The organism is Stenotrophomonas acidaminiphila, from assembly GCF_014109845.1.
GTDB classification, from domain to species: Bacteria; Pseudomonadota; Gammaproteobacteria; order Xanthomonadales; family Xanthomonadaceae; genus Stenotrophomonas; species Stenotrophomonas acidaminiphila.
In genome coordinates this window covers 791120-812462 of the sequence record NZ_CP043567.1, presented here as the reverse complement: position 1 = coordinate 812462, position 21343 = coordinate 791120, and the positions used below count along the sequence as shown (strand labels likewise).

At 62.3% G+C, this 21343-nt stretch carries 24 protein-coding genes; 13 read left to right on the top strand and 11 right to left on the bottom strand.

What is annotated here, in order from left to right:
• Positions 1-19: 19 nt before the first annotated feature.
• The 4 genes from cls (at position 20) to F0P95_RS03775 (ending at position 3635) form a co-directional block, all read left to right on the top strand.
• Positions 20-1480 (top strand): cardiolipin synthase, encoded by a 1461-nt coding sequence (cls, locus tag F0P95_RS03790; RefSeq protein ID WP_182335742.1) that lies wholly within the window; start codon positions 20-22, stop codon positions 1478-1480.
• Between the two features lie 66 nt (positions 1481-1546).
• Positions 1547-1825 (top strand): hypothetical protein, encoded by a 279-nt coding sequence (locus F0P95_RS03785; RefSeq protein ID WP_182335741.1) that lies wholly within the window; start codon positions 1547-1549, stop codon positions 1823-1825.
• Positions 1822-2577, top strand: coding sequence for a pyridoxine 5'-phosphate synthase (locus F0P95_RS03780; protein WP_182335740.1), 756 nt, complete (start codon positions 1822-1824; stop codon positions 2575-2577). Before F0P95_RS03785 ends, F0P95_RS03780 begins: the two co-directional genes overlap by 4 nt.
• 353 nt (positions 2578-2930) lie before the next feature.
• Positions 2931-3635 (top strand): IS6-like element IS26 family transposase, encoded by a 705-nt coding sequence (locus F0P95_RS03775; RefSeq protein WP_001067855.1) that lies wholly within the window; start codon positions 2931-2933, stop codon positions 3633-3635.
• A gap of 357 nt (positions 3636-3992) precedes the next feature.
• Here F0P95_RS03775 and F0P95_RS03770 read toward each other — a convergent pair whose 3' ends face one another.
• Positions 3993-4271: a site-specific integrase gene (locus F0P95_RS03770; protein WP_000015696.1), complete on the bottom strand. Its 279-nt coding sequence runs from the start codon at positions 4269-4271 to the stop codon at positions 3993-3995.
• Positions 4272-4536: 265 nt separating this feature from the next.
• Between F0P95_RS03770 and F0P95_RS17745 the strand changes: the two genes are divergently transcribed.
• Positions 4537-4665, top strand: coding sequence for a type VI secretion protein (locus F0P95_RS17745; protein ID WP_001260374.1), 129 nt, complete (start codon positions 4537-4539; stop codon positions 4663-4665).
• 55 nt (positions 4666-4720) lie between these two features.
• Here F0P95_RS17745 and tet(C) read toward each other — a convergent pair whose 3' ends face one another.
• Positions 4721-5911: a tetracycline efflux MFS transporter Tet(C) gene (gene tet(C) / locus F0P95_RS03755; RefSeq protein ID WP_001297013.1), complete on the bottom strand. Its 1191-nt coding sequence runs from the start codon at positions 5909-5911 to the stop codon at positions 4721-4723.
• Between the two features lie 92 nt (positions 5912-6003).
• Between tet(C) and tetR(C) the strand changes: the two genes are divergently transcribed.
• The 3 genes from tetR(C) to F0P95_RS03740 all read left to right on the top strand — a co-directional run bounded on the left by tetR(C) (position 6004) and on the right by F0P95_RS03740 (position 8200).
• Entirely contained in the window at positions 6004-6663 is a 660-nt protein-coding gene (tetR(C), locus tag F0P95_RS03750; protein ID WP_001038045.1) for a tetracycline resistance transcriptional repressor TetR(C), read from the top strand.
• Complete coding sequence (locus F0P95_RS17780) at positions 6650-6964, top strand: helix-turn-helix domain-containing protein (protein ID WP_061342203.1); 315 nt, start codon at positions 6650-6652, stop codon at positions 6962-6964. Before tetR(C) ends, F0P95_RS17780 begins: the two co-directional genes overlap by 14 nt.
• A 531-nt stretch (positions 6965-7495) precedes the next feature.
• On the top strand, positions 7496-8200 hold the full coding sequence (locus tag F0P95_RS03740; RefSeq protein ID WP_001067855.1) for an IS6-like element IS26 family transposase: 705 nt from the start codon (positions 7496-7498) through the stop codon (positions 8198-8200).
• Here the strand turns inward: F0P95_RS03740 and F0P95_RS03735 are convergent.
• Positions 8091-9050: a class 1 integron integrase IntI1 gene (locus tag F0P95_RS03735; RefSeq protein ID WP_015057121.1), complete on the bottom strand. Its 960-nt coding sequence runs from the start codon at positions 9048-9050 to the stop codon at positions 8091-8093. The genes F0P95_RS03740 and F0P95_RS03735 overlap by 110 nt on opposite strands.
• Positions 9051-9210: 160 nt before the next feature.
• On the opposite strand from F0P95_RS03735, the gene aac(6')-Ib reads away from it, so the two are divergent.
• From aac(6')-Ib to F0P95_RS03705, 5 genes are all read left to right on the top strand, one after another.
• Complete coding sequence (gene aac(6')-Ib / locus F0P95_RS03730; protein WP_012695458.1) at positions 9211-9765, top strand: AAC(6')-Ib family aminoglycoside 6'-N-acetyltransferase; 555 nt, start codon at positions 9211-9213, stop codon at positions 9763-9765.
• Between the two features lie 168 nt (positions 9766-9933).
• Entirely contained in the window at positions 9934-10281 is a 348-nt protein-coding gene (locus tag F0P95_RS03725; RefSeq protein ID WP_000679427.1) for a quaternary ammonium compound efflux SMR transporter QacE delta 1, read from the top strand.
• On the top strand, positions 10275-11114 hold the full coding sequence (gene sul1 / locus F0P95_RS03720; protein WP_000259031.1) for a sulfonamide-resistant dihydropteroate synthase Sul1: 840 nt from the start codon (positions 10275-10277) through the stop codon (positions 11112-11114). Before F0P95_RS03725 ends, sul1 begins: the two co-directional genes overlap by 7 nt.
• A 127-nt stretch (positions 11115-11241) precedes the next feature.
• Positions 11242-11742 (top strand): GNAT family N-acetyltransferase, encoded by a 501-nt coding sequence (locus F0P95_RS03715; RefSeq protein ID WP_000376623.1) that lies wholly within the window; start codon positions 11242-11244, stop codon positions 11740-11742.
• 506 nt (positions 11743-12248) lie between these two features.
• Positions 12249-13013 carry an IS6-like element IS6100 family transposase gene (locus F0P95_RS03705; RefSeq protein ID WP_001389365.1) on the top strand — a complete coding sequence of 255 codons (765 nt, stop codon included), beginning with the start codon at positions 12249-12251 and terminating at the stop codon, positions 13011-13013.
• A 114-nt stretch (positions 13014-13127) separates the two neighbouring features.
• Here the strand turns inward: F0P95_RS03705 and F0P95_RS03700 are convergent, their stop codons facing one another.
• The 8 genes from F0P95_RS03700 to gyrB all read right to left on the bottom strand — a co-directional run bounded on the left by F0P95_RS03700 (position 13128) and on the right by gyrB (position 21261).
• Complete coding sequence (locus tag F0P95_RS03700) at positions 13128-13538, bottom strand: ExbD/TolR family protein (RefSeq protein WP_054661253.1); 411 nt, start codon at positions 13536-13538, stop codon at positions 13128-13130.
• 3 nt (positions 13539-13541) lie between these two features.
• On the bottom strand, positions 13542-13967 hold the full coding sequence (locus F0P95_RS03695) for an ExbD/TolR family protein (RefSeq protein WP_182335739.1): 426 nt from the start codon (positions 13965-13967) through the stop codon (positions 13542-13544).
• A 45-nt stretch (positions 13968-14012) separates the two neighbouring features.
• Positions 14013-14756, bottom strand: coding sequence for a TonB-system energizer ExbB (gene exbB / locus F0P95_RS03690; RefSeq protein WP_054661248.1), 744 nt, complete (start codon positions 14754-14756; stop codon positions 14013-14015).
• Between the two features lie 85 nt (positions 14757-14841).
• A complete protein-coding gene (locus F0P95_RS03685; protein WP_182335738.1) occupies positions 14842-15513 on the bottom strand; it encodes an energy transducer TonB in 672 nt (223 codons plus the stop codon).
• A 146-nt stretch (positions 15514-15659) separates the two neighbouring features.
• Positions 15660-16853, bottom strand: a complete 1194-nt coding sequence (locus F0P95_RS03680) for a heme biosynthesis protein HemY (RefSeq protein WP_182335737.1) — start codon at positions 16851-16853, stop codon at positions 15660-15662.
• Between the two features lie 153 nt (positions 16854-17006).
• A complete protein-coding gene (locus tag F0P95_RS03675) occupies positions 17007-17813 on the bottom strand; it encodes a M48 family metallopeptidase (RefSeq protein WP_182335736.1) in 807 nt (268 codons plus the stop codon).
• 72 nt (positions 17814-17885) lie between these two features.
• Entirely contained in the window at positions 17886-18728 is an 843-nt protein-coding gene (locus F0P95_RS03670; protein ID WP_182335735.1) for a CPBP family intramembrane glutamic endopeptidase, read from the bottom strand.
• 73 nt (positions 18729-18801) lie between these two features.
• Positions 18802-21261, bottom strand: coding sequence for a DNA topoisomerase (ATP-hydrolyzing) subunit B (gene gyrB / locus F0P95_RS03665; RefSeq protein WP_182335734.1), 2460 nt, complete (start codon positions 21259-21261; stop codon positions 18802-18804).
• Positions 21262-21343: the final 82 nt, after the last annotated feature.

Below are 21343 nucleotides of genomic sequence, written 5' to 3'. Positions count from 1 at the left end.
CCATGGCTAGAATCGCGGCATGCGCGAAGCCCTGCACCATCTCTGGACCGGCGTGTCCTCCATTCCGCACGCGGCGCAGATCCTGGCGGCGGCCTATGTCGTGTACCTGGTGCTGCTGGCCGGCTACATCGTGCTGCAGAAACGCGAGCCGGTGGCGACGCTGAGCTGGATCCTGTCGCTGGCGGCGCTGCCCTACATCGGGCTGTTCGTGTTCTACCTGATCGGACCGCAGAAGATCGTTCGCCAGCGCCTGCGCCGCGGGCGTTCGCGCGAGGGCATGGAGGCCTACAACGTGGTCTGCCCGGCCGACCTGCACTGCACCGAGCTGGCGCGCATCGGCCAGGCCACCACCGGGCTGCCGCCCAGCACCGCCACCGCGGTGGACTGGCTGGTCGATGGCGCGGCGACCTACGCCGCGATCCTGGCGGCGGTCGCCACGGCGCGGCGCCACGTGAACCTGGAGTACTACATCTTCGAACCCGACCACGCCGGCACCGCCCTGCGCGACGCGCTGGCCGAACGCGCAAGGGCAGGGGTGAAGGTACGGCTGCTGCTCGACGCGGTCGGTTCGTCGCGGATCCGGCGCAGTTTCCTGCAACCGCTGGTCGATGCCGGCGGCGAGGTCGTGTGGTTCCATCCGCGGCAGCTGCTCAAGCCGTTCAAGCGCCCCTGGCTGAACCTGCGCACGCACCGCAAGCTGGTGGTGATCGATGGCACGGTCGCCTTCACCGGTGGCATCAACATCACCGATGAAGAGGATGAAAGCCGCAACCCGCACGCCTACCGCGACCTGCATACCCGCCTGTGCGGGCATGTCGTGCGCAGCCTGCAGCTGGTGTTCCTGGAGGACTGGATCTACGCAAGCGGGCAGAGCATGGCGAGTTTCGACCGCGAGGACCTGTTCCCCTCCGATGGCCCCGCCCGCGATGACGGCACGGTGCAGGCGCAGGTGCTGGTCTCCGGCCCGGATTCGTCATGGGAGGCGATCCATCGCATGCACGTGGCGGCGATCCACGAGGCCTCCCGCAGGGTGTGGCTGGTGACGCCGTACTTCGTCCCCGGCGAGGCCGCGCGGATGGCGCTGACATCGGCCGCGCTCGGCGGGCTGGACACGCGCCTGCTGGTCCCGCGGCGCAGCGATTCGCTGTTCGTCACCCTGGCTGGCCGCTCGTACTACGACGAGCTGCTGCAGGCCGGGGTCAAGATCTACGAGTACGGCCCGCGCATGCTGCATACCAAGGCGTTCATCGCCGACGACGACACCTGCATCGTCGGCAGCGCCAACTTCGACCACCGCAGCTTCCGCCTGAACTTCGAACTGTCCATGCTCTACCACGACCGCGGGTTGACCGCGCAGCTGGATGCGATCCTGGCGCAGGAGTTCGAGCGCGCCACGCCGGTGTTGCCCGACCGCCATCGCCCGCTGTGGCGCCAGCGCCTGCCTGAGGCATTCGCCCGCCTCGCCTCGCCGCTGCTGTAGCGCCCCGGTACATGGAACCGGCCCCGGGCGGGCCGCTACACTGGGCGCCTCCACCGGGAGATCGTCATGTACTGGCTGTCGCTGCTGCTCGCGCTGGGCGCCTTCACCGTTTCCATCACGACCACGCACCGCGGCCTGATGCTGCTGTCGTTGCTGGCCGCGCTGCTCCTGTTCCTGCTGTGGATGAAGGGGTTGTACGCGGCGCGCTTCGGCGGCACCGCCAGGCAGGCGCCGCGGCCCCTGCACGCGGCCGAACTGCAGGCCATGCGCGACCAGTTGCGTCCCCCGGTACCGCCGGCGGCTCCGCCGTCCTCTACCGCACCTGAAGAACACCCGCCGTCATGACCCGCCTGAGCGTCAACGTCAACAAGATCGCCGTGCTGCGCAATTCGCGTGGCGGCAACGACCCGGATGTGCTGCGCGCCGCGGCCGCGTGCCTGGATGCCGGCGCACACGGCATCACCGTGCACCCGCGCCCGGACCAACGGCATATCCGCGCCGATGACGTGCATGTGCTTTCGACGCTCACGCGCGCGCGCGGCGTCGAGTTCAACATCGAGGGCAATCCGTTCGCGCCACCGCGACCGGGCTATCCGGGGCTGCTGCCGTTGTGCGGACAGACGCGCCCGGCGCAGGCCACCCTGGTCCCGGATGGCGATGGCCAGCTGACCTCCGACCATGGCTTCGATTTTGCCCGCGACGGCGAACGCCTGCGCCCGCTGATCGCCGCGTTGAAGGACTACGGTTGCCGCGTCAGCCTGTTCGTCGACGCCGGCAACCCCGACATCGCGGCGGCCGCGGCACTCGGTGCGGACCGCGTCGAACTCTATACCGGTCCCTACGCCGAAGCCTTCGCCAACGGTGCCCCGGATGCGGCGCTGGCGCTGTTCGCAGATGCCGCGCGCCGCGCCCAGGCCGCCGGCCTGGGGGTCAACGCCGGCCACGACCTGTCGCAGGCCAACCTGGGCCGCTTCCTCGCGCACGTACCGCAGGTACTGGAGGTGTCCATCGGCCACGCCCTGATCGGCGAGGCGCTGTACGACGGGCTGGACGCGACGGTGAGGGGCTACCTGCACATCATCGGCCAACGGCCCTGATCCAGCCGGCAACGCCGTCCATCCACCAGGGCCAGGCGACTGCACCCACCGGACCGTGAGCACGGCACCGGCATCCCGGGGGAACGGTGCAGCGGGCATTTGAGCCTGCCCCGCTGCCCAGGCCCGGGGCAGGTCACCTGCGTGCGGTCCATGCACCCGGCCTCATCCGGCAACGGCGCGTGCCGCCGTACACGGCGCGATACGTCGCATGTCCCGTCCGCTGCCGCCACCTGTGTCATTGCAGGCCGGCAGCATAGGCGCGCCTGCTTCGACGGCAAAGCAAAAAAAACGGCACTGTTGCAAATAGTCGGTGGTGATAAACTTATCATCCCCTTTTGCTGATGGAGCTGCACATGAACCCATTCAAAGGCCGGCATTTTCAGCGTGACATCATTCTGTGGGCCGTACGCTGGTACTGCAAATACGGCATCAGTTACCGTGAGCTGCAGGAGATGCTGGCTGAACGCGGAGTGAATGTCGATCACTCCACGATTTACCGCTGGGTTCAGCGTTATGCGCCTGAAATGGAAAAACGGCTGCGCTGGTACTGGCGTAACCCTTCCGATCTTTGCCCGTGGCACATGGATGAAACCTACGTGAAGGTCAATGGCCGCTGGGCGTATCTGTACCGGGCCGTCGACAGCCGGGGCCGCACTGTCGATTTTTATCTCTCCTCCCGTCGTAACAGCAAAGCTGCATACCGGTTTCTGGGTAAAATCCTCAACAACGTGAAGAAGTGGCAGATCCCGCGATTCATCAACACGGATAAAGCGCCCGCCTATGGTCGCGCGCTTGCTCTGCTCAAACGCGAAGGCCGGTGCCCGTCTGACGTTGAACACCGACAGATTAAGTACCGGAACAACGTGATTGAATGCGATCATGGCAAACTGAAACGGATAATCGGCGCCACGCTGGGATTTAAATCCATGAAGACGGCTTACGCCACCATCAAAGGTATTGAGGTGATGCGTGCACTACGCAAAGGCCAGGCCTCAGCATTTTATTATGGTGATCCCCTGGGCGAAATGCGCCTGGTAAGCAGAGTTTTTGAAATGTAAGGCCTTTGAATAAGACAAAAGGCTGCCTCATCGCTAACTTTGCAACAGTGCCCCTGCGTGCGCTGCTGCCATGTCCACTACCTGACGCCGGTGATGGTGATGGCCTCGCCGGAGCGGGAATTTCTTAACCTCGACGAATTTAGACGATCGGCGGGCGAGGGGATGTCGTGGCAAGGTCCGCCTTGCGCTGCTCCGCAAGGGCGACACCAGCGGGTTCGTCGGCGGCCACGCCTAGCGCGACCGCAACCAAGCGTCGAAAAAGTATACGCTCGTCACCCGCCGTCTCCTGTGCTGAGAGTCTCAGGCCGATCGGCCGGCAGGGCTCAATGTCAGCAAACGCGTGATGAGCGGTGGCCTTCAACAGTGATAAGGCGGCACCAGAGAAAAATCACTCAGGGTCAATGCCAGCGCTTCGTTAATACAGATGTAGGTGTTCCACAGGGTAGCCAGCAGCATCCTGCGATGCAGATCCGGAACATAATGGTGCAGGGCGCTGACTTCCGGTGCCAGCAGATATTTTGGCAGTTTGCCTTGGATCAGAGCCATCTGACGCAGGGCTAGTGCAGCCGGATAGTCAATAGCTACCGGCAGCGGTGCGGACTGTTGTAACTCAGAATAAGAAATGAGGCCGCTCATGGCGTTGACTCTCAGTCATAGTATCGTGGTATCACCGGTTGGTTCCACTCTCTGTTGCGGGCAACTTCAGCAGCACGTAGGGGACTTCCGCGTTTCCAGACTTTACGAAACACGGAAACCGAAGACCATTCATGTTGTTGCTCAGGTCGCAGACGTTTTGCAGCAGCAGTCGCTTCACGTTCGCTCGCGTATCGGTGATTCATTCTGCTAACCAGTAAGGCAACCCCGCCAGCCTAGCCGGGTCCTCAACGACAGGAGCACGATCATGCGCACCCGTGGCCAGGACCCAACGCTGCCCGAGATGCGCCGCGTGCGGCTGCTGGAGATGGCGGACGCGATGGATATGTTCTGCCAAGGGTTGGTTTGCGCATTCACAGTTCTCCGCAAGAATTGATTGGCTCCAATTCTTGGAGTGGTGAATCCGTTAGCGAGGTGCCGCCGGCTTCCATTCAGGTCGAGGTGGCCCGGCTCCATGCACCGCGACGCAACGCGGGGAGGCAGACAAGGTATAGGGCGGCGCCTACAATCCATGCCAACCCGTTCCATGTGCTCGCCGAGGCGGCATAAATCGCCGTGACGATCAGCGGTCCAATGATCGAAGTTAGGCTGGTAAGAGCCGCGAGCGATCCTTGAAGCTGTCCCTGATGGTCGTCATCTACCTGCCTGGACAGCATGGCCTGCAACGCGGGCATCCCGATGCCGCCGGAAGCGAGAAGAATCATAATGGGGAAGGCCATCCAGCCTCGCGTCGCGAACGCCAGCAAGACGTAGCCCAGCGCGTCGGCCGCCATGCCGGCGATAATGGCCTGCTTCTCGCCGAAACGTTTGGTGGCGGGACCAGTGACGAAGGCTTGAGCGAGGGCGTGCAAGATTCCGAATACCGCAAGCGACAGGCCGATCATCGTCGCGCTCCAGCGAAAGCGGTCCTCGCCGAAAATGACCCAGAGCGCTGCCGGCACCTGTCCTACGAGTTGCATGATAAAGAAGACAGTCATAAGTGCGGCGACGATAGTCATGCCCCGCGCCCACCGGAAGGAGCTGACTGGGTTGAAGGCTCTCAAGGGCATCGGTCGACGCTCTCCCTTATGCGACTCCTGCATTAGGAAGCAGCCCAGTAGTAGGTTGAGGCCGTTGAGCACCGCCGCCGCAAGGAATGGTGCATGCAAGGAGATGGCGCCCAACAGTCCCCCGGCCACGGGGCCTGCCACCATACCCACGCCGAAACAAGCGCTCATGAGCCCGAAGTGGCGAGCCCGATCTTCCCCATCGGTGATGTCGGCGATATAGGCGCCAGCAACCGCACCTGTGGCGCCGGTGATGCCGGCCACGATGCGTCCGGCGTAGAGGATCCACAGGACGGGTGTGGTCGCCATGATCGCGTAGTCGATAGTGGCTCCAAGTAGCGAAGCGAGCAGGACTGGGCGGCGGCCAAAGCGGTCGGACAGTGCTCCGAGAACGGGTGCGCATAGAAATTGCATCAACGCATATAGCGCTAGCAGCACGCCATAGTGACTGGCGATGCTGTCGGAATGGACGATATCCCGCAAGAGGCCCGGCAGTACCGGCATAACCAAGCCTATGCCTACAGCATCCAGGGTGACGGTGCCGAGGATGACGATGAGCGCATTGTTAGATTTCATACACGGTGCCTGACTGCGTTAGCAATTTAACTGTGATAAACTACCGCATTAAAGCTTATCGATGATAAGCTGTCAAACATGAGAATTCGCGAATGAACAAGCTCCAACGCGAGGCCGTGATCCGAACCGCGCTCGAACTGCTTAACGACGTGGGCATGGAAGGTCTAACGACGCGCCGACTGGCTGAGCGCCTCGGGGTGCAACAGCCAGCGCTCTACTGGCATTTCAAGAACAAGCGTGCGTTGCTCGACGCACTTGCCGAAGCCATGCTGACGATAAATCACACGCATTCGACGCCAAGGGATGACGACGACTGGCGTTCGTTCCTGAAGGGCAATGCATGCAGTTTTCGACGGGCGTTGCTCGCTTATCGCGATGGCGCGCGTATTCATGCCGGGACGCGGCCAGCCGCGCCGCAGATGGAAAAAGCCGACGCGCAGCTTCGCTTCCTTTGCGATGCTGGCTTTTCGGCAGGTGACGCGACCTATGCGTTGATGGCAATCAGCTACTTCACCGTCGGCGCTGTTCTTGAGCAGCAAGCTAGCGAGGCAGACGCCGAGGAGCGGGGCGAAGATCAGTTGACCACCTCAGCGTCTACGATGCCGGCGCGCCTACAGAGCGCGATGAAAATCGTCTACGAAGGCGGTCCGGACGCGGCATTCGAGCGAGGCCTGGCTCTCATCATCGGCGGTCTTGAAAAAATGAGGCTCACTACGAACGACATTGAGGTGCTGAAGAATGTTGACGAATGACAGGGGGCGGCAGGTGCGGAGGGCGCGGTTGCTTCGTCATATGAAGCAAAGTCACCTAGCTGAATTAATGGGTGTGGATCAGGCAACCGTGTCGCGCTGGGAGCGGGGCACCCTTGCATTGTCGGATGGGAGGTGGTCAGCGGTTCTTCAATTGCTTACCGGGCCTTCCGATTCATCGTACGACGCTGCGCTGAAGCGTCTGGTGCAATCCTCCGCCCACAAAGTCCATCTGGTAGCGACCGGACACATTGTTTGCTCGCGGCATCTCCGGCCAGGCAAAGGGAATTGCGGATTGACCTAGCCGAACTCCTTGGTAAATCGCTGCGTGTTTATGCGTCCCCGAGATAGTTGCGGCCGACTCTGCGCTTAATGGGCTCGGTTGGCATGAGGGGCGGCTGGGGTCACTCGAGGTGGATACCGGCCCGAACTGGAGCGAGGAACTTCCATACTGCCAAGGCGAATGCTGTGGGAGCGCATCATGCTCGCTGATGGTAGCCCGGCACTACTTGTTACCACCACAGCTTAATGCGAAGGGTGCTCCTGTTCTTGTGCATATTTTATGCGCTGCTGATTGTGCATCGAACTGATAACCTCAACGGGTCTGCTTTGTAGTTCACCACACCCCTGACGCGCGCGTGCCGGATAAGCAGAACTATGGTGCCGATGGATGTCAGGAACACTCGGCCTGGTTCGTAACTAGGTCGTCCTGCGCGATCCTGCGGCTAGGGCCGGAATCGTGCTCGCCAGTCAGGCGCTGATGAAGCCTATGGGCACTGTTGCAAATAGTCGGTGGTGATAAACTTATCATCCCCTTTTGCTGATGGAGCTGCACATGAACCCATTCAAAGGCCGGCATTTTCAGCGTGACATCATTCTGTGGGCCGTACGCTGGTACTGCAAATACGGCATCAGTTACCGTGAGCTGCAGGAGATGCTGGCTGAACGCGGAGTGAATGTCGATCACTCCACGATTTACCGCTGGGTTCAGCGTTATGCGCCTGAAATGGAAAAACGGCTGCGCTGGTACTGGCGTAACCCTTCCGATCTTTGCCCGTGGCACATGGATGAAACCTACGTGAAGGTCAATGGCCGCTGGGCGTATCTGTACCGGGCCGTCGACAGCCGGGGCCGCACTGTCGATTTTTATCTCTCCTCCCGTCGTAACAGCAAAGCTGCATACCGGTTTCTGGGTAAAATCCTCAACAACGTGAAGAAGTGGCAGATCCCGCGATTCATCAACACGGATAAAGCGCCCGCCTATGGTCGCGCGCTTGCTCTGCTCAAACGCGAAGGCCGGTGCCCGTCTGACGTTGAACACCGACAGATTAAGTACCGGAACAACGTGATTGAATGCGATCATGGCAAACTGAAACGGATAATCGGCGCCACGCTGGGATTTAAATCCATGAAGACGGCTTACGCCACCATCAAAGGTATTGAGGTGATGCGTGCACTACGCAAAGGCCAGGCCTCAGCATTTTATTATGGTGATCCCCTGGGCGAAATGCGCCTGGTAAGCAGAGTTTTTGAAATGTAAGGCCTTTGAATAAGACAAAAGGCTGCCTCATCGCTAACTTTGCAACAGTGCCTTCTACGGCACGTTTGAAGGCGCGCTGAAAGGTCTGGTCATACATGTGATGGCGACGCACGACACCGCTCCGTGGATCGGTCGAATGCGTGTGCTGCGCAAAAACCCAGAACCACGGCCAGGAATGCCCGGCGCGCGGATACTTCCGCTCAAGGGCGTCGGGAAGCGCAACGCCGCTGCGGCCCTCGGCCTGGTCCTTCAGCCACCATGCCCGTGCACGCGACAGCTGCTCGCGCAGGCTGGGTGCCAAGCTCTCGGGTAACATCAAGGCCCGATCCTTGGAGCCCTTGCCCTCCCGCACGATGATCGTGCCGTGATCGAAATCCAGATCCTTGACCCGCAGTTGCAAACCCTCACTGATCCGCATGCCCGTTCCATACAGAAGCTGGGCGAACAAACGATGCTCGCCTTCCAGAAAACCGAGGATGCGAACCACTTCATCCGGGGTCAGCACCACCGGCAAGCGCCGCGACGGCCGAGGTCTTCCGATCTCCTGAAGCCAGGGCAGATCCGTGCACAGCACCTTGCCGTAGAAGAACAGCAAGGCCGCCAATGCCTGACGATGCGTGGAGACCGAAACCTTGCGCTCGTTCGCCAGCCAGGACAGAAATGCCTCGACTTCGCTGCTGCCCAAGGTTGCCGGGTGACGCACACCGTGGAAACGGATGAAGGCACGAACCCAGTGGACATAAGCCTGTTCGGTTCGTAAACTGTAATGCAAGTAGCGTATGCGCTCACGCAACTGGTCCAGAACCTTGACCGAACGCAGCGGTGGTAACGGCGCAGTGGCGGTTTTCATGGCTTGTTATGACTGTTTTTTTGTACAGTCTATGCCTCGGGCATCCAAGCAGCAAGCGCGTTACGCCGTGGGTCGATGTTTGATGTTATGGAGCAGCAACGATGTTACGCAGCAGGGCAGTCGCCCTAAAACAAAGTTAGGCATCACAAAGTACAGCATCGTGACCAACAGCACCGATTCCGTCACACTGCGCCTCATGACTGAGCATGACCTTGCGATGCTCTATGAGTGGCTAAATCGATCTCATATCGTCGAGTGGTGGGGCGGAGAAGAAGCACGCCCGACACTTGCTGACGTACAGGAACAGTACTTGCCAAGCGTTTTAGCGCAAGAGTCCGTCACTCCATACATTGCAATGCTGAATGGAGAGCCGATTGGGTATGCCCAGTCGTACGTTGCTCTTGGAAGCGGGGACGGATGGTGGGAAGAAGAAACCGATCCAGGAGTACGCGGAATAGACCAGTCACTGGCGAATGCATCACAACTGGGCAAAGGCTTGGGAACCAAGCTGGTTCGAGCTCTGGTTGAGTTGCTGTTCAATGATCCCGAGGTCACCAAGATCCAAACGGACCCGTCGCCGAGCAACTTGCGAGCGATCCGATGCTACGAGAAAGCGGGGTTTGAGAGGCAAGGTACCGTAACCACCCCAGATGGTCCAGCCGTGTACATGGTTCAAACACGCCAGGCATTCGAGCGAACACGCAGTGATGCCTAACCCTTCCATCGAGGGGGACGTCCAAGGGCTGGCGCCCTTGGCCGCCCCTCATGTCAAACGTTAGATGCACTAAGCACATAATTGCTCACAGCCAAACTATCAGGTCAAGTCTGCTTTTATTATTTTTAAGCGTGCATAATAAGCCCTACACAAATTGGGAGATATATCATGAAAGGCTGGCTTTTTCTTGTTATCGCAATAGTTGGCGAAGTAATCGCAACATCCGCATTAAAATCTAGCGAGGGCTTTACTAAGCTTGCCCCTTCCGCCGTTGTCATAATCGGTTATGGCATCGCATTTTATTTTCTTTCTCTGGTTCTGAAATCCATCCCTGTCGGTGTTGCTTATGCAGTCTGGTCGGGACTCGGCGTCGTCATAATTACAGCCATTGCCTGGTTGCTTCATGGGCAAAAGCTTGATGCGTGGGGCTTTGTAGGTATGGGGCTCATAATTGCTGCCTTTTTGCTCGCCCGATCCCCATCGTGGAAGTCGCTGCGGAGGCCGACGCCATGGTGACGGTGTTCGGCATTCTGAATCTCACCGAGGACTCCTTCTTCGATGAGAGCCGGCGGCTAGACCCCGCCGGCGCTGTCACCGCGGCGATCGAAATGCTGCGAGTCGGATCAGACGTCGTGGATGTCGGACCGGCCGCCAGCCATCCGGACGCGAGGCCTGTATCGCCGGCCGATGAGATCAGACGTATTGCGCCGCTCTTAGACGCCCTGTCCGATCAGATGCACCGTGTTTCAATCGACAGCTTCCAACCGGAAACCCAGCGCTATGCGCTCAAGCGCGGCGTGGGCTACCTGAACGATATCCAAGGATTTCCTGACCCTGCGCTCTATCCCGATATTGCTGAGGCGGACTGCAGGCTGGTGGTTATGCACTCAGCGCAGCGGGATGGCATCGCCACCCGCACCGGTCACCTTCGACCCGAAGACGCGCTCGACGAGATTGTGCGGTTCTTCGAGGCGCGGGTTTCCGCCTTGCGACGGAGCGGGGTCGCTGCCGACCGGCTCATCCTCGATCCGGGGATGGGATTTTTCTTGAGCCCCGCACCGGAAACATCGCTGCACGTGCTGTCGAACCTTCAAAAGCTGAAGTCGGCGTTGGGGCTTCCGCTATTGGTCTCGGTGTCGCGGAAATCCTTCTTGGGCGCCACCGTTGGCCTTCCTGTAAAGGATCTGGGTCCAGCGAGCCTTGCGGCGGAACTTCACGCGATCGGCAATGGCGCTGACTACGTCCGCACCCACGCGCCTGGAGATCTGCGAAGCGCAATCACCTTCTCGGAAACCCTCGCGAAATTTCGCAGTCGCGACGCCAGAGACCGAGGGTTAGATCATGCCTAGCATTCACCTTCCGGCCGCCCGCTAGCGGACCCTGGTCAGGTTCCGCGAAGGTGGGCGCAGACATGCTGGGCTCGTCAGGATCAAACTGCACTATGAGGCGGCGGTTCATACCGCGCCAGGGGAGCGAATGGACAGCGAGGAGCCTCCGAACGTTCGGGTCGCCTGCTCGGGTGATATCGACGAGGTTGTGCGGCTGATGCACGACGCTGCGGCGTGGATGTCCGCCAAGGGAACGCCCGCCTGGGACGTCGCGCGGATCGACCGGACATTCGCGGAGACCTTCGTCCTGAGATCCGAGCTCCTAGTCGCGAGTTGCAGCGACGGCATCGTCGGCTGTTGCACCTTGTCGGCCGAGGATCCCGAGTTCTGGCCCGACGCCCTCAAGGGGGAGGCCGCATATCTGCACAAGCTCGCGGTGCGACGGACACATGCGGGCCGGGGTGTCAGCTCCGCGCTGATCGAGGCTTGCCGCCATGCCGCGCGAACGCAGGGGTGCGCCAAGCTGCGGCTCGACTGCCACCCGAACCTGCGTGGCCTATACGAGCGGCTCGGATTCACCCACGTCGACACTTTCAATCCCGGCTGGGATCCAACCTTCATCGCAGAACGCCTAGAACTCGAAATCTAACGTCCGTTCGGGCATCGAGGTCCATGTCGGGGTGGGACGGGCCCGTGGCTTCAAGATCACTTGCAGTCCGACCGCGATGTCTTGGTTGCGCGAGAGGTTGTCGATATCCTCCACTTCCATCATCAACCCTGGATAATGCCGCCGCCGTCATCGCCGCCGACGCCCGTGCCGGGCTTTTCGGGCCTGTCAGGCTTGCTCGGCCTTCAGCCTGCCTGGGCGAGATCTCCGGCGGACGGATTAACGGCGGAGCTTCGCCGCCTTTCGTGCGTGTGAAGGCCGAAGATAGTTCTCTCAAAAACATCCGTTTATGAGAGATACCAAATGTCATTTTCAGAAGACGACTGCACCAGTTGATTGGGCGTAATGGCTGTTGTGCAGCCAGCTCCTGACAGTTCAATATCAGAAGTGATCTGCACCAATCTCGACTATGCTCAATACTCGTGTGGGCTCTGTTGCAAAAATCGTGAAGCTTGAGCATGCTTGGCGGAGATTGGACGGACGGAACGATGACGGATTTCAAGTGGCGCCATTTCCAGGGTGATGTGATCCTGTGGGCGGTGCGCTGGTATTGTCGCTATCCGATCAGCTATCGCGACCTTGAGGAAATGCTGGCGGAACGCGGCATTTCGGTCGACCATACGACGATCTATCGCTGGGTCCAGTGCTACGCCCCGGAGATGGAGAAGCGGCTGCGCTGGTTCTGGCGGCGTGGCTTTGATCCGAGCTGGCGCCTGGATGAAACCTACGTCAAGGTGCGGGGCAAGTGGACCTACCTGTACCGGGCAGTCGACAAGCGGGGCGACACGATCGATTTCTACCTGTCGCCGACCCGCAGCGCCAAGGCAGCGAAGCGGTTCCTGGGCAAGGCCCTGCGAGGCCTGAAGCACTGGGAAAAGCCTGCCACGCTCAATACCGACAAAGCGCCGAGCTATGGTGCAGCGATCACCGAATTGAAGCGCGAAGGAAAGCTGGACCGGGAGACGGCCCACCGGCAGGTGAAGTATCTCAATAACGTGATCGAGGCCGATCACGGAAAGCTCAAGATACTGATCAAGCCGGTGCGCGGTTTCAAATCGATCCCCACGGCCTATGCCACGATCAAGGGATTCGAAGTCATGCGAGCCCTGCGCAAAGGACAGGCTCGCCCCTGGTGCCTGCAGCCCGGCATCAGGGGCGAGGTGCGCCTTGTGGAGAGAGCTTTTGGCATTGGGCCCTCGGCGCTGACGGAGGCCATGGGCATGCTCAACCACCATTTCGCAGCAGCCGCCTGATCGGCGCAGAGCGACAGCCTACCTCTGACTGCCGCCAATCTTTGCAACAGAGCCAAAAAAACGCCCCCGGCTTGCGGGGGCGTTTTCCAGTCGCGTCATGACTTGAGTATTGCGTTACTGCACGAAACCGATCTTCTTCATCTGGGCGTTCTTGGCCTGGGCCAGGATCTTGGCCATGACCTCGTACTCGGAATCCGGATTGGCATCGATGCGAAGTTCCGGCTGGTTGGTCGGATCCTTCTGTACTTCTTCTTCCATCTTCTGCTGCAGGTCGTTCACGTTCACCGGGCTGTTGTTCCAGTAAACCTGATTGCTCGCATCCACGCGCAGATCGATCGGCGGCGGCGGCTCGCGCAGCTGCGGCGGCGGGTTGATGACCCGCTGCGGCAGGTCCACGGCGATCGGGTACGTCATGATCGGCGCGGTCACGATGAAGATGATCAGCAGCACCAGCATCACGTCCACGAGGGGCGTGACGTTGATGTCGGCCATGGGGCCCCTGTTTCCACCACTACTGAAAGCCATCGCTTATTGCCCCTTTTCTTTGGTGGCAACGAAACCGACGTCCAGCATGCCCTGGCTCTGCGCGATCTTGGTCACTTCATTGATCACGCTCATCTTGGTGGTCTTGTCACCACGCAGGTTGAGCGGCGGCTGCGGCGTCTGCTGGGCAGCAGTGGCGAAACGCGATTCCAGGGTCTCCTTCGACACCGGCTCATCGTTCCAGTAGAGCGAACCGTCTTCCTTGACTGCCACCGTGATCGGGCCCGCACGCTTTTCAGCGTCGTCCGGATTGATGTTCAGGTTGGCCTCGGGCAGCTCGACCTTGACCTTGTGGGACATCAGGGGAGCCGTGATGATGAAGATGATCAGCAGCACCAGCATCACGTCCACGAGGGGCGTGACGTTGATGTCGGCCATGGGGCCGCCGCTGTTACCACTACTGAAAGCCATAACGGGCTCCGTCTATATCGTTGCGAGGACTGCTCTGCTGCCGGCTCAGCGAACGCGCGAGCCGGTGGCGAAGAAGTCGTGCAGATCGTGCGCGAAGGTGTCGAACTTGCTGACGGTGGCGCTGTTGATCTTGCTGAAGAAGTTGAAGGCGAACACGGCCGGGATCGCGACGAACAGACCGATCGCGGTCATGATCAGCGCTTCACCCACCGGGCCGGCAACGGCGTCGATCGAGGCCGAACCGGTGGCACCGATCTTGATCAGCGCGCCGTAGATGCCCCACACGGTACCCAGCAGACCCACGAACGGAGCGGTCGCGCCGACGGTGGCCAGCAGGATCATGCCGCCCTGCAGCTTGTTGGATTCGCGGGTGACGGCCTGGCGCAGGGCGCGGTCGACGAACTCCGAACGGCTCAGGGTCTCGGCGGCACCGGCCTGCTGGTGGTGCGCAGCGGCCTGGGCGGCGTCTAGCGCGATCTTCGAGAACGGCTCCGAAGCCGGCTGCTCTTCCATGGCGCGGATCGCGTCCTGGGCATTGGCAGCGTCCCAGAACATGCCCGGCACGCGGTCGGAAGCCGACTTCAGGCGGGTGGAGCGGAAGATGTTGATGACGGTCCAGTACCACGACATCGCCGACATCGCGACCAGGGTCAGCAGCACGACCCAGGAAACCGCGAAGTCACCCGGCTTGGAGGTCATTTCGTGAATCAGATGCTCGAAGCCCATCTGCGAGAGCGCGTTGTTTGCGTTGCCCCCGGCAGCAGCGGCGATGAAGATTTCCTGCAGCATGACGCTTACCTTTGTTGTGTGTGGTGTTAAAGGGTGTAGCTAAAGTCGAACGGTTCCCTGCTGGCGGCCGCTGGCCGCCGGGGGATCAGCTCAGCGCAAAGTTGACCGGGACGCGGACGCGACCAGCCGCCTTTTGTCCATTGATGACGGAAGGATTGAACTTCCACTTGCGTGCCGCATCCATGGCGGCGCGGTCGAGATCACGGTTACGGCTGGACTTCTCGACGGACACATTGGTGACGTTGCCGCTGGCGTCGACATCAATGATCAGGATGACCTCGCCCTGGATACCGGCGCGGAAGGCGGCCGGCGGGTAACGCGGCGGGTTCATGTTCTTGGACGAGATGTCCACGCTGGCCTGGATGTCGGTGACCTGCGCCGGCGGCGTCGGCGGCGATGGCGGCGTCACGATATCGGTATCCCGCGGCGTCGGCACGTCCACCACCGGGGCCTCCGGCGGCGGCGGCAGCGGCGAGGCCTTCGGCGGCGCCAGGTTCTTGACCGGCGGCGGCGGCGTGTCCTGCGGCGGCGGCGGCGGCGGCGGCGGCGGTGGCGGCGGCGGGGCGTCGACCAGCGTCACCATGACGTTGCGTTCCTTCTCCTTGGCGGCCTTCGGGGCCACGGCGGGAATCAGGAGCATCATCAGGGCTGCCAGATGGAGTGCGATTACAAAGGCGATACCGGCGATGCGGGGCCAGCTCAGACCCGTCTCTTTCTCGCCGTCATACCTGTGGTGGAAAACCAGTTGTTCCGTCATGCGCCAAGAGCTCATTAGTGGGGCCGGGACGCCGCTGTTCCGACGCCCCTGATTCAGCGGTGCATGACACCGCAGGAACCTCCAAGCTTATACCAATCCTGACCGGCTGCGCATCACAAATGCAGCTGTTCAGGCGTTATTCCTGCTTACTTCAGGTTGATGATCTTGTCTGCATCGGCCGGGTTCTTCACACCTTTAGCCTTTGCATCCCGGGCCGCCTGCTTGGCCTCGGGAATCCGCCCTTCGGAGTGCAGCACACGCGCCAGATTCAGGTAGGTCTCGCCATCCTTGGAAAGCGGGGCGGCCTTCTGCCACGCCTCGATGGCCTGCGGGATCTGGTCGGAGTAGTAGTACGACTGCGCCAGCGCCAGGTAGACCTGGTAGTCCGGCTTGAGGATGCCCTTGGACATGCCCTCGTTGATCACCGCAATGACGTCCTTTTCCTTGTTCTCGGTGTTGGCATAGATCGAGTACAGCTGCTTGTACTCGCGCTCTTCGGTGAGCTGTCCGGCCGCGCGCAGCTTGTCCATCACCGCGGCGGCCTTGTCCATCTGGTCGGCCTGCATGTACATGCTGGCCAGGTTCAGTTGCGCCTTCTTGTCGGCCGGGTTCCTGGCGGCCAGCGCTTCGGCGGCCTTGACCGCCTCACCGGTCTGTCCGGCCTCGGCGTAGGAGGCCATCAGCAGCTGGTTCCAGCTGTCCTTCGGCTCGGGCGAGGCGGCGATGGCCGCCTTCAGCACCGGAATGGCCTCGGCGTACTTTTCGGTCTGGTACAGGGCCTGGCCCTTGATCACCAGTTCCTCGGGCTTGTGCGACTTGGACTCGGCCAGGTACTTGTCCAGGTTGGCCAGGCCCTCGGCGTACTGTTCGTCCTGCAGCTGCAGCTGGGCCAGCATCAGCATCGCCTGGTAGTGGCCGTTGTTGTCCAGCTGGTTCAGGGCGATGGCCTGCTGCAGGTACTGCTTGGCGGCCGCACTGTCGTCCAGGTTGTAGGCCGCCTGCGAGGCGAGCTGGTTGGCGACCGCCTTGTCGTACTCGTTGGCGCCCTCGGCGGCGATGATCTCATCGGCCAGCTTGCGGGTCTCCTCGTATTCTTCCTTGTTGTAGGCGGCGAACAGCTTCTGCAGCTTGCCATTCATCTTCGAGGACGACTTGCCATTGGGTTCCTGGCGGGTTGCCTCCGGATACAGCACCTCGGCCTTGGCCGCACCGCGGCTGCGGCGTTCGCCACCACGGTCGGACGAACGCGCCTGGGCGGCAGCATCGGCAACCACGACACCACCAAGCACGGTCGCGATGAGGACGGAAAGCAGGGCCTGCTTATGGCTGCGGGAGATCATGGGTCACCTCGATGGAACCGCGGGGGCGGGGCTGTAGACGGACTGTCTGTGGAGACAGAGCCGCCAAACGTAACAGAAAAATTTTGACGGAGAAATCACTTCCGATGCTGTAGTGCACCAATGTCCAGGGCCCGGGACGGTCATGTCCACGGGTCAACCGCAGCGCGGCGTCCTTCCGGACTGCCGCGCCTGGCGGTAGACGGGTTCCAGCATGGCCACATCGCGTTGCAGCTCGCGGATCCGGTTGGTCGGGTCCGGGTGGGTCGACAGCCACTGCGGGGGGCGTCCGCCGCCGGCCGCCATCATGTTCTGCCACAGGTCCACGGCCTGGGCGGGATCGAATCCGGCCTGGGCCATCAGCCGCTGGCCGACCACGTCGGCCTCGCTTTCCTGGGTGCGCGAGCCGGGCAGCAGGATCAGTCCCTGTGCGCCCATGCCGCCGAACTGGTTGACCGCACTGGCGGCGGTATCGCCATAGGCGGCACCTGCCAGCGCGCCGATTATGCCCAGGCCCAGCTGCGTGCCCTGCTGGCGGGTCAGGCGCTCCTCGTGGTGCCGCGAGATCACATGGCCGATTTCATGGCCGATCACCGCGGCCAGCTGGTCCTGGTTCTTCGCCACCGTGAAGATGCCGCTGTTGACCCCGACCTTGCCGCCGGGCAGGGCGAAGGCGTTGGGTTCCTTCTCGACGAACAATGCCGTTTCCCAACGTACGCCGCGGTACTGTTGCGGCAGCTCGGCGACCAGCGCGTTGACCACGCACTGGACGTATGCATTCTGGCGGGCGTCCCGGCTCAGGGTCTGCTTGGCCTTGGTTTCGGCAAAGGCCTGCGCGCCGAGCTGGTCCAGCTGCTGTGGGGAAATCCCGCCCACGACCTGGCGGCGCCCGGTGGGCGAGGTCGTGGTCGCGCAGGCGCCGAGCAGCAGGGCGATGGCGGCGCCGAACAGCAGCGGTTTCATGGCGTACTTACCCTCATTCATGCGGCCAGTGTGCGAGCGCCCGGCTTAAATTTCCGTCAACCCGCGACGCGCTTACTGGAGCCCGAAAAACACCAGCGCCGTCAGTGCGATCGCGTTGTTGAGCGTATGCGCGGCGATGGCCGCCCACAAGGTGCCCGTGCGCCGGTACAGCCAGGCGAAAGCCACGCCCATGCCGCCATAGACCAGCCACAGCTGCAGGATTTCCGGCAGTCCGTTGGCGGTGGTCCCGGGAATCTCATGGATGAAGGCGAAGGCCGCGCCACTGAGCACCATCCCCAGCCACGGCCGGCCCGCCGCCCATAGACGCCCGAACAGCACCCGGCGGAACAGCAGTTCCTCGTAGGCCGGCGCCAGGAACACCGCGAAAACCACCAGGAACACGGGGTAGTGGGCCAATGCCTGTTCCATCAGCGGCAGATTGGTCGGTACCGGCTCGATGCCGAGCTGCTTGCCGATCCAGCTGATCAGGCTGCTGCCGGCAAACACCCCGGCGGCCACCAGCAGGGTCCAGCCCCAGGTGGAACCACGACGGGCGGCGGCGTGGGACGCGGCGCGTTCGGCCTGCGAGGCCGGCCGACGCCAGAAATACAGCACCAGTGCGGCAAGGCCGGTGGACACCAGTGCGATCAGCATCTGCGCCAGGGCGCCGGGCTGGCCCAGCTGCGAACCCAGCTGCGCCGCATCCGGCGCTCCGCCACCTTCGCGCGCCAGCGCCATGCCGACCTCGATGCCGCGCCATAGGCCCCAGGCCAGGCCACAGACCAGGCTCAGGCCCAGCAGGATGCTGGCTGCCAGCAGGATATCCAGTCCGAAGCCCAGCAGTGGCGAACCCGGGCGGGAGACGCGGGGTGCGGCAGGCGGGACGGACAGCGGAACCGGTGGGGGTGCGGACATCATGATCCTGCGGCAGCAGCGGAAGTCGTGGGCAGGCGCCAGCTGCGGCCCCTGCCCGTGTTGCCGGATTGTGTCAGATATCCAGGTTGGTGACCTTCAGCGCGTTGTCCTCGATGAAGTCGCGGCGCGGTTCGACCACGTCGCCCATCAGGGTGCTGAAGATCTGGTCGGCGGCCACGGCATCCTCGATCCGCACCTGCAGCAGGCGGCGGGTATCGGGATTGACGGTGGTGTCCCACAGCTGCTCGGGGTTCATTTCGCCCAGACCCTTGAAGCGCTGGATCTGGCGGCCCTTCTTGGCTTCCTCCATCAGCCAGGCCTGGGCCTGGGCGAAGCCGGTGACCTCGGCCGAACGGTTGCCGCGGTTGATGGTCGCGCCTTCGCGGATCAGGCCATGCAGCAACTGCGACGCCTGGTGCAACGGACGCAGGTCGCCGGATTCGAATGCCGCCAGCGGCAGCACCTGGATGTGTTCCTCGCCCATGTGGCGGCGGGTGACCAGCACCGCGGCCGGACGCTGCTCGGTGGGCTCCTGCAGGACCAGGCTGAAACGCGGCGTGCCCAGGCTGCCCTGGTTCAGGCGCTTGGCCAGCGCGTCCAGGCCTTCGCCGGCCGGGGCGTTGCGCAGGTGCTCCAGGTCCATCGGGGTGAAGTCGACCAGGGCTTCGAGCAGGCTGCGATCGTAGCGGTGGGCGTTGCGGTCGATGGCGTCCTGGGCGCTGGCGTAGGTCATCAGCAGCTTCTCCAGCGCGACCCCCTCGATCGGCGGTTCGCCGCTGGCCGGGATCAGCGAAGCGTTTTCGACCGCGTTGTTGGCCAGGTAGGCATCCAGTGCCGGATCGTCCTTCAGGTACAGCTCGGTCTTGCCCTGCTTGATCTTGTACAGCGGCGGCAGGCCGATGTAGACGTAGCCGCGCTCGATCAGCTCCGGCATCTGCCGGTAGAAGAACGTCAGCAGCAGCGTGCGGATGTGCGCGCCGTCGACGTCGGCGTCGGTCATGATGATGATCTTGTGGTAGCGCAGCTTGTCCGGGTTGTACTCATCGCGGCCGATGCCGGTACCCAGCGCGGTGATCAGCGTACCGACCTGGTCGGAGGACAGCATGCGGTCGAAGCGTGCGCGTTCCACGTTGAGGATCTTGCCGCGCAGCGGCAGCACTGCCTGGTTCTTGCGGTTGCGGCCCTGCTTGGCCGAGCCACCTGCCGAGTCGCCCTCGACGATGAACAGTTCCGACAGCGCCGGATCCTTTTCCTGGCAGTCTGCGAGCTTGCCGGGCAGGCCGGCGATGTCCAGCGCCCCCTTGCGGCGGGTCAGGTCGCGGGCCTTGCGCGCGGCCTCGCGGGCGCGGGCGGCGTCGACGATCTTGCCGGCGATGGCCTTGGCTTCGTTCGGATTCTCCTGCAGGAACTCCTCCAGGCGCGCGCCGAAGGCATTTTCCACGGCCGGGCGCACGTCGGAGCTGACCAGCTTTTCCTTGGTCTGGCTGGAGAAGCTGGGGTCCGGCACCTTCACCGACAGCACCGCGATCATGCCTTCGCGCATGTCGTCGCCGGTCAGGCTGATCTTGGCCTGCTTGGCGATGCCGTTCTGCTCGATGTAGTTGTTCAGCACGCGGGTCAGCGCGCCGCGGAAGCCGGCCAGGTGGGTGCCGCCGTCCTTCTGCGGGATGTTGTTGGTGAAGCAGTACATCGTTTCCTGGTAGGAATCGGTCCACTGCAGCGCCACTTCCACGGTGATGCCGTTGTGCTCGCCGCTGACCGCGATGACATTCGGGTGCAGCGGGGTCTTCAGCTGCGCCAGATGCTCGACGAAGCTCTTGATGCCGCCTTCGTAGTGGAAATCGTCGCGACGGCCCTCGCCACGCTCGTCGGCCAGGACGACCTTGACCCCCGAGTTGAGGAACGAGAGCTCGCGCAGGCGCCGCGCCAGGATTTCGTAATGGAACTCGACGTTGCCATGGAAGGCCACGGTCGAGGGCCAGAAGCGCACGGTGGTACCGCGCTTGCTCGTGGTACCCAGCTGCTTCAGCGGGCCGACCGCGGCGCCGTTGCTGAATTCCTGCTGGTAGTGGAAACCGCCCTGGAACACATCCAGCAGCAGCTTTTCCGACAGGGCGTTGACCACGCTGACGCCCACGCCATGCAGGCCGCCGGACACCTTGTAGCTGTTGTCGTCGAACTTGCCGCCGGCGTGCAGGACCGTCATCACCACCTCGGCGGCGGACACCTCGCGGCCGAGCTTCTGGCTCATCTGCTCGTGCTTGCCCACCGGGATGCCGCGGCCGTTGTCCGACACCGATACCGAGCCATCGGCATGGATCGTCACCAGCACGTTGTCGGCATGGCCGGCCAGCGCTTCGTCGATGGAGTTGTCGACGACTTCGAACACCATGTGGTGCAGGCCGGTGCCATCGTGGACATCACCGATGTACATGCCGGGACGCTTGCGGACAGCCTCCAGGCCTTCAAGGGCGGTGATGCTGTTGGCGTCGTAATTGCCGTTGCTGGCCGGAGTGTTCTGTTCTTCGCTCATCGCGCTTGCCGTTGGCTCCACAGGTCACGCGCCGGCCCGGAGGTCGGGGCGTGAGTAAAGAGGGGATCGTCGAAAGTATACC

Bases quoted from the DNA above. Each gene is read 5' to 3' on its own strand.
- cls (WP_182335742.1), top strand. From the start codon at position 20: ATGCGCGAAGCCCTGCACCATCTCTGGACCGGCGTGTCCTCCATTCCG.
- F0P95_RS03785 (WP_182335741.1), top strand. From the start codon at position 1,547: ATGTACTGGCTGTCGCTGCTGCTCGCGCTGGGCGCCTTCACCGTTTCC.
- F0P95_RS03780 (WP_182335740.1), top strand. From the start codon at position 1,822: ATGACCCGCCTGAGCGTCAACGTCAACAAGATCGCCGTGCTGCGCAAT.
- F0P95_RS03775 (WP_001067855.1), top strand. From the start codon at position 2,931: ATGAACCCATTCAAAGGCCGGCATTTTCAGCGTGACATCATTCTGTGG.
- F0P95_RS03770 (WP_000015696.1), bottom strand. From the start codon at position 4,271: ATGAGCGGCCTCATTTCTTATTCTGAGTTACAACAGTCCGCACCGCTG.
- F0P95_RS17745 (WP_001260374.1), top strand. From the start codon at position 4,537: ATGCGCACCCGTGGCCAGGACCCAACGCTGCCCGAGATGCGCCGCGTG.
- F0P95_RS17780 (WP_061342203.1), top strand. From the start codon at position 6,650: ATGTTGACGAATGACAGGGGGCGGCAGGTGCGGAGGGCGCGGTTGCTT.
- F0P95_RS03740 (WP_001067855.1), top strand. From the start codon at position 7,496: ATGAACCCATTCAAAGGCCGGCATTTTCAGCGTGACATCATTCTGTGG.
- F0P95_RS03735 (WP_015057121.1), bottom strand. From the start codon at position 9,050: ATGAAAACCGCCACTGCGCCGTTACCACCGCTGCGTTCGGTCAAGGTT.
- F0P95_RS03725 (WP_000679427.1), top strand. From the start codon at position 9,934: ATGAAAGGCTGGCTTTTTCTTGTTATCGCAATAGTTGGCGAAGTAATC.
- sul1 (WP_000259031.1), top strand. From the start codon at position 10,275: ATGGTGACGGTGTTCGGCATTCTGAATCTCACCGAGGACTCCTTCTTC.
- F0P95_RS03715 (WP_000376623.1), top strand. From the start codon at position 11,242: ATGGACAGCGAGGAGCCTCCGAACGTTCGGGTCGCCTGCTCGGGTGAT.
- F0P95_RS03705 (WP_001389365.1), top strand. From the start codon at position 12,249: ATGACGGATTTCAAGTGGCGCCATTTCCAGGGTGATGTGATCCTGTGG.
- F0P95_RS03700 (WP_054661253.1), bottom strand. From the start codon at position 13,538: ATGGCTTTCAGTAGTGGTGGAAACAGGGGCCCCATGGCCGACATCAAC.
- F0P95_RS03695 (WP_182335739.1), bottom strand. From the start codon at position 13,967: ATGGCTTTCAGTAGTGGTAACAGCGGCGGCCCCATGGCCGACATCAAC.
- exbB (WP_054661248.1), bottom strand. From the start codon at position 14,756: ATGCTGCAGGAAATCTTCATCGCCGCTGCTGCCGGGGGCAACGCAAAC.
- F0P95_RS03685 (WP_182335738.1), bottom strand. From the start codon at position 15,513: ATGACGGAACAACTGGTTTTCCACCACAGGTATGACGGCGAGAAAGAG.
- F0P95_RS03680 (WP_182335737.1), bottom strand. From the start codon at position 16,853: ATGATCTCCCGCAGCCATAAGCAGGCCCTGCTTTCCGTCCTCATCGCG.
- F0P95_RS03675 (WP_182335736.1), bottom strand. From the start codon at position 17,813: ATGAAACCGCTGCTGTTCGGCGCCGCCATCGCCCTGCTGCTCGGCGCC.
- F0P95_RS03670 (WP_182335735.1), bottom strand. From the start codon at position 18,728: ATGTCCGCACCCCCACCGGTTCCGCTGTCCGTCCCGCCTGCCGCACCC.
- gyrB (WP_182335734.1), bottom strand. From the start codon at position 21,261: ATGAGCGAAGAACAGAACACTCCGGCCAGCAACGGCAATTACGACGCC.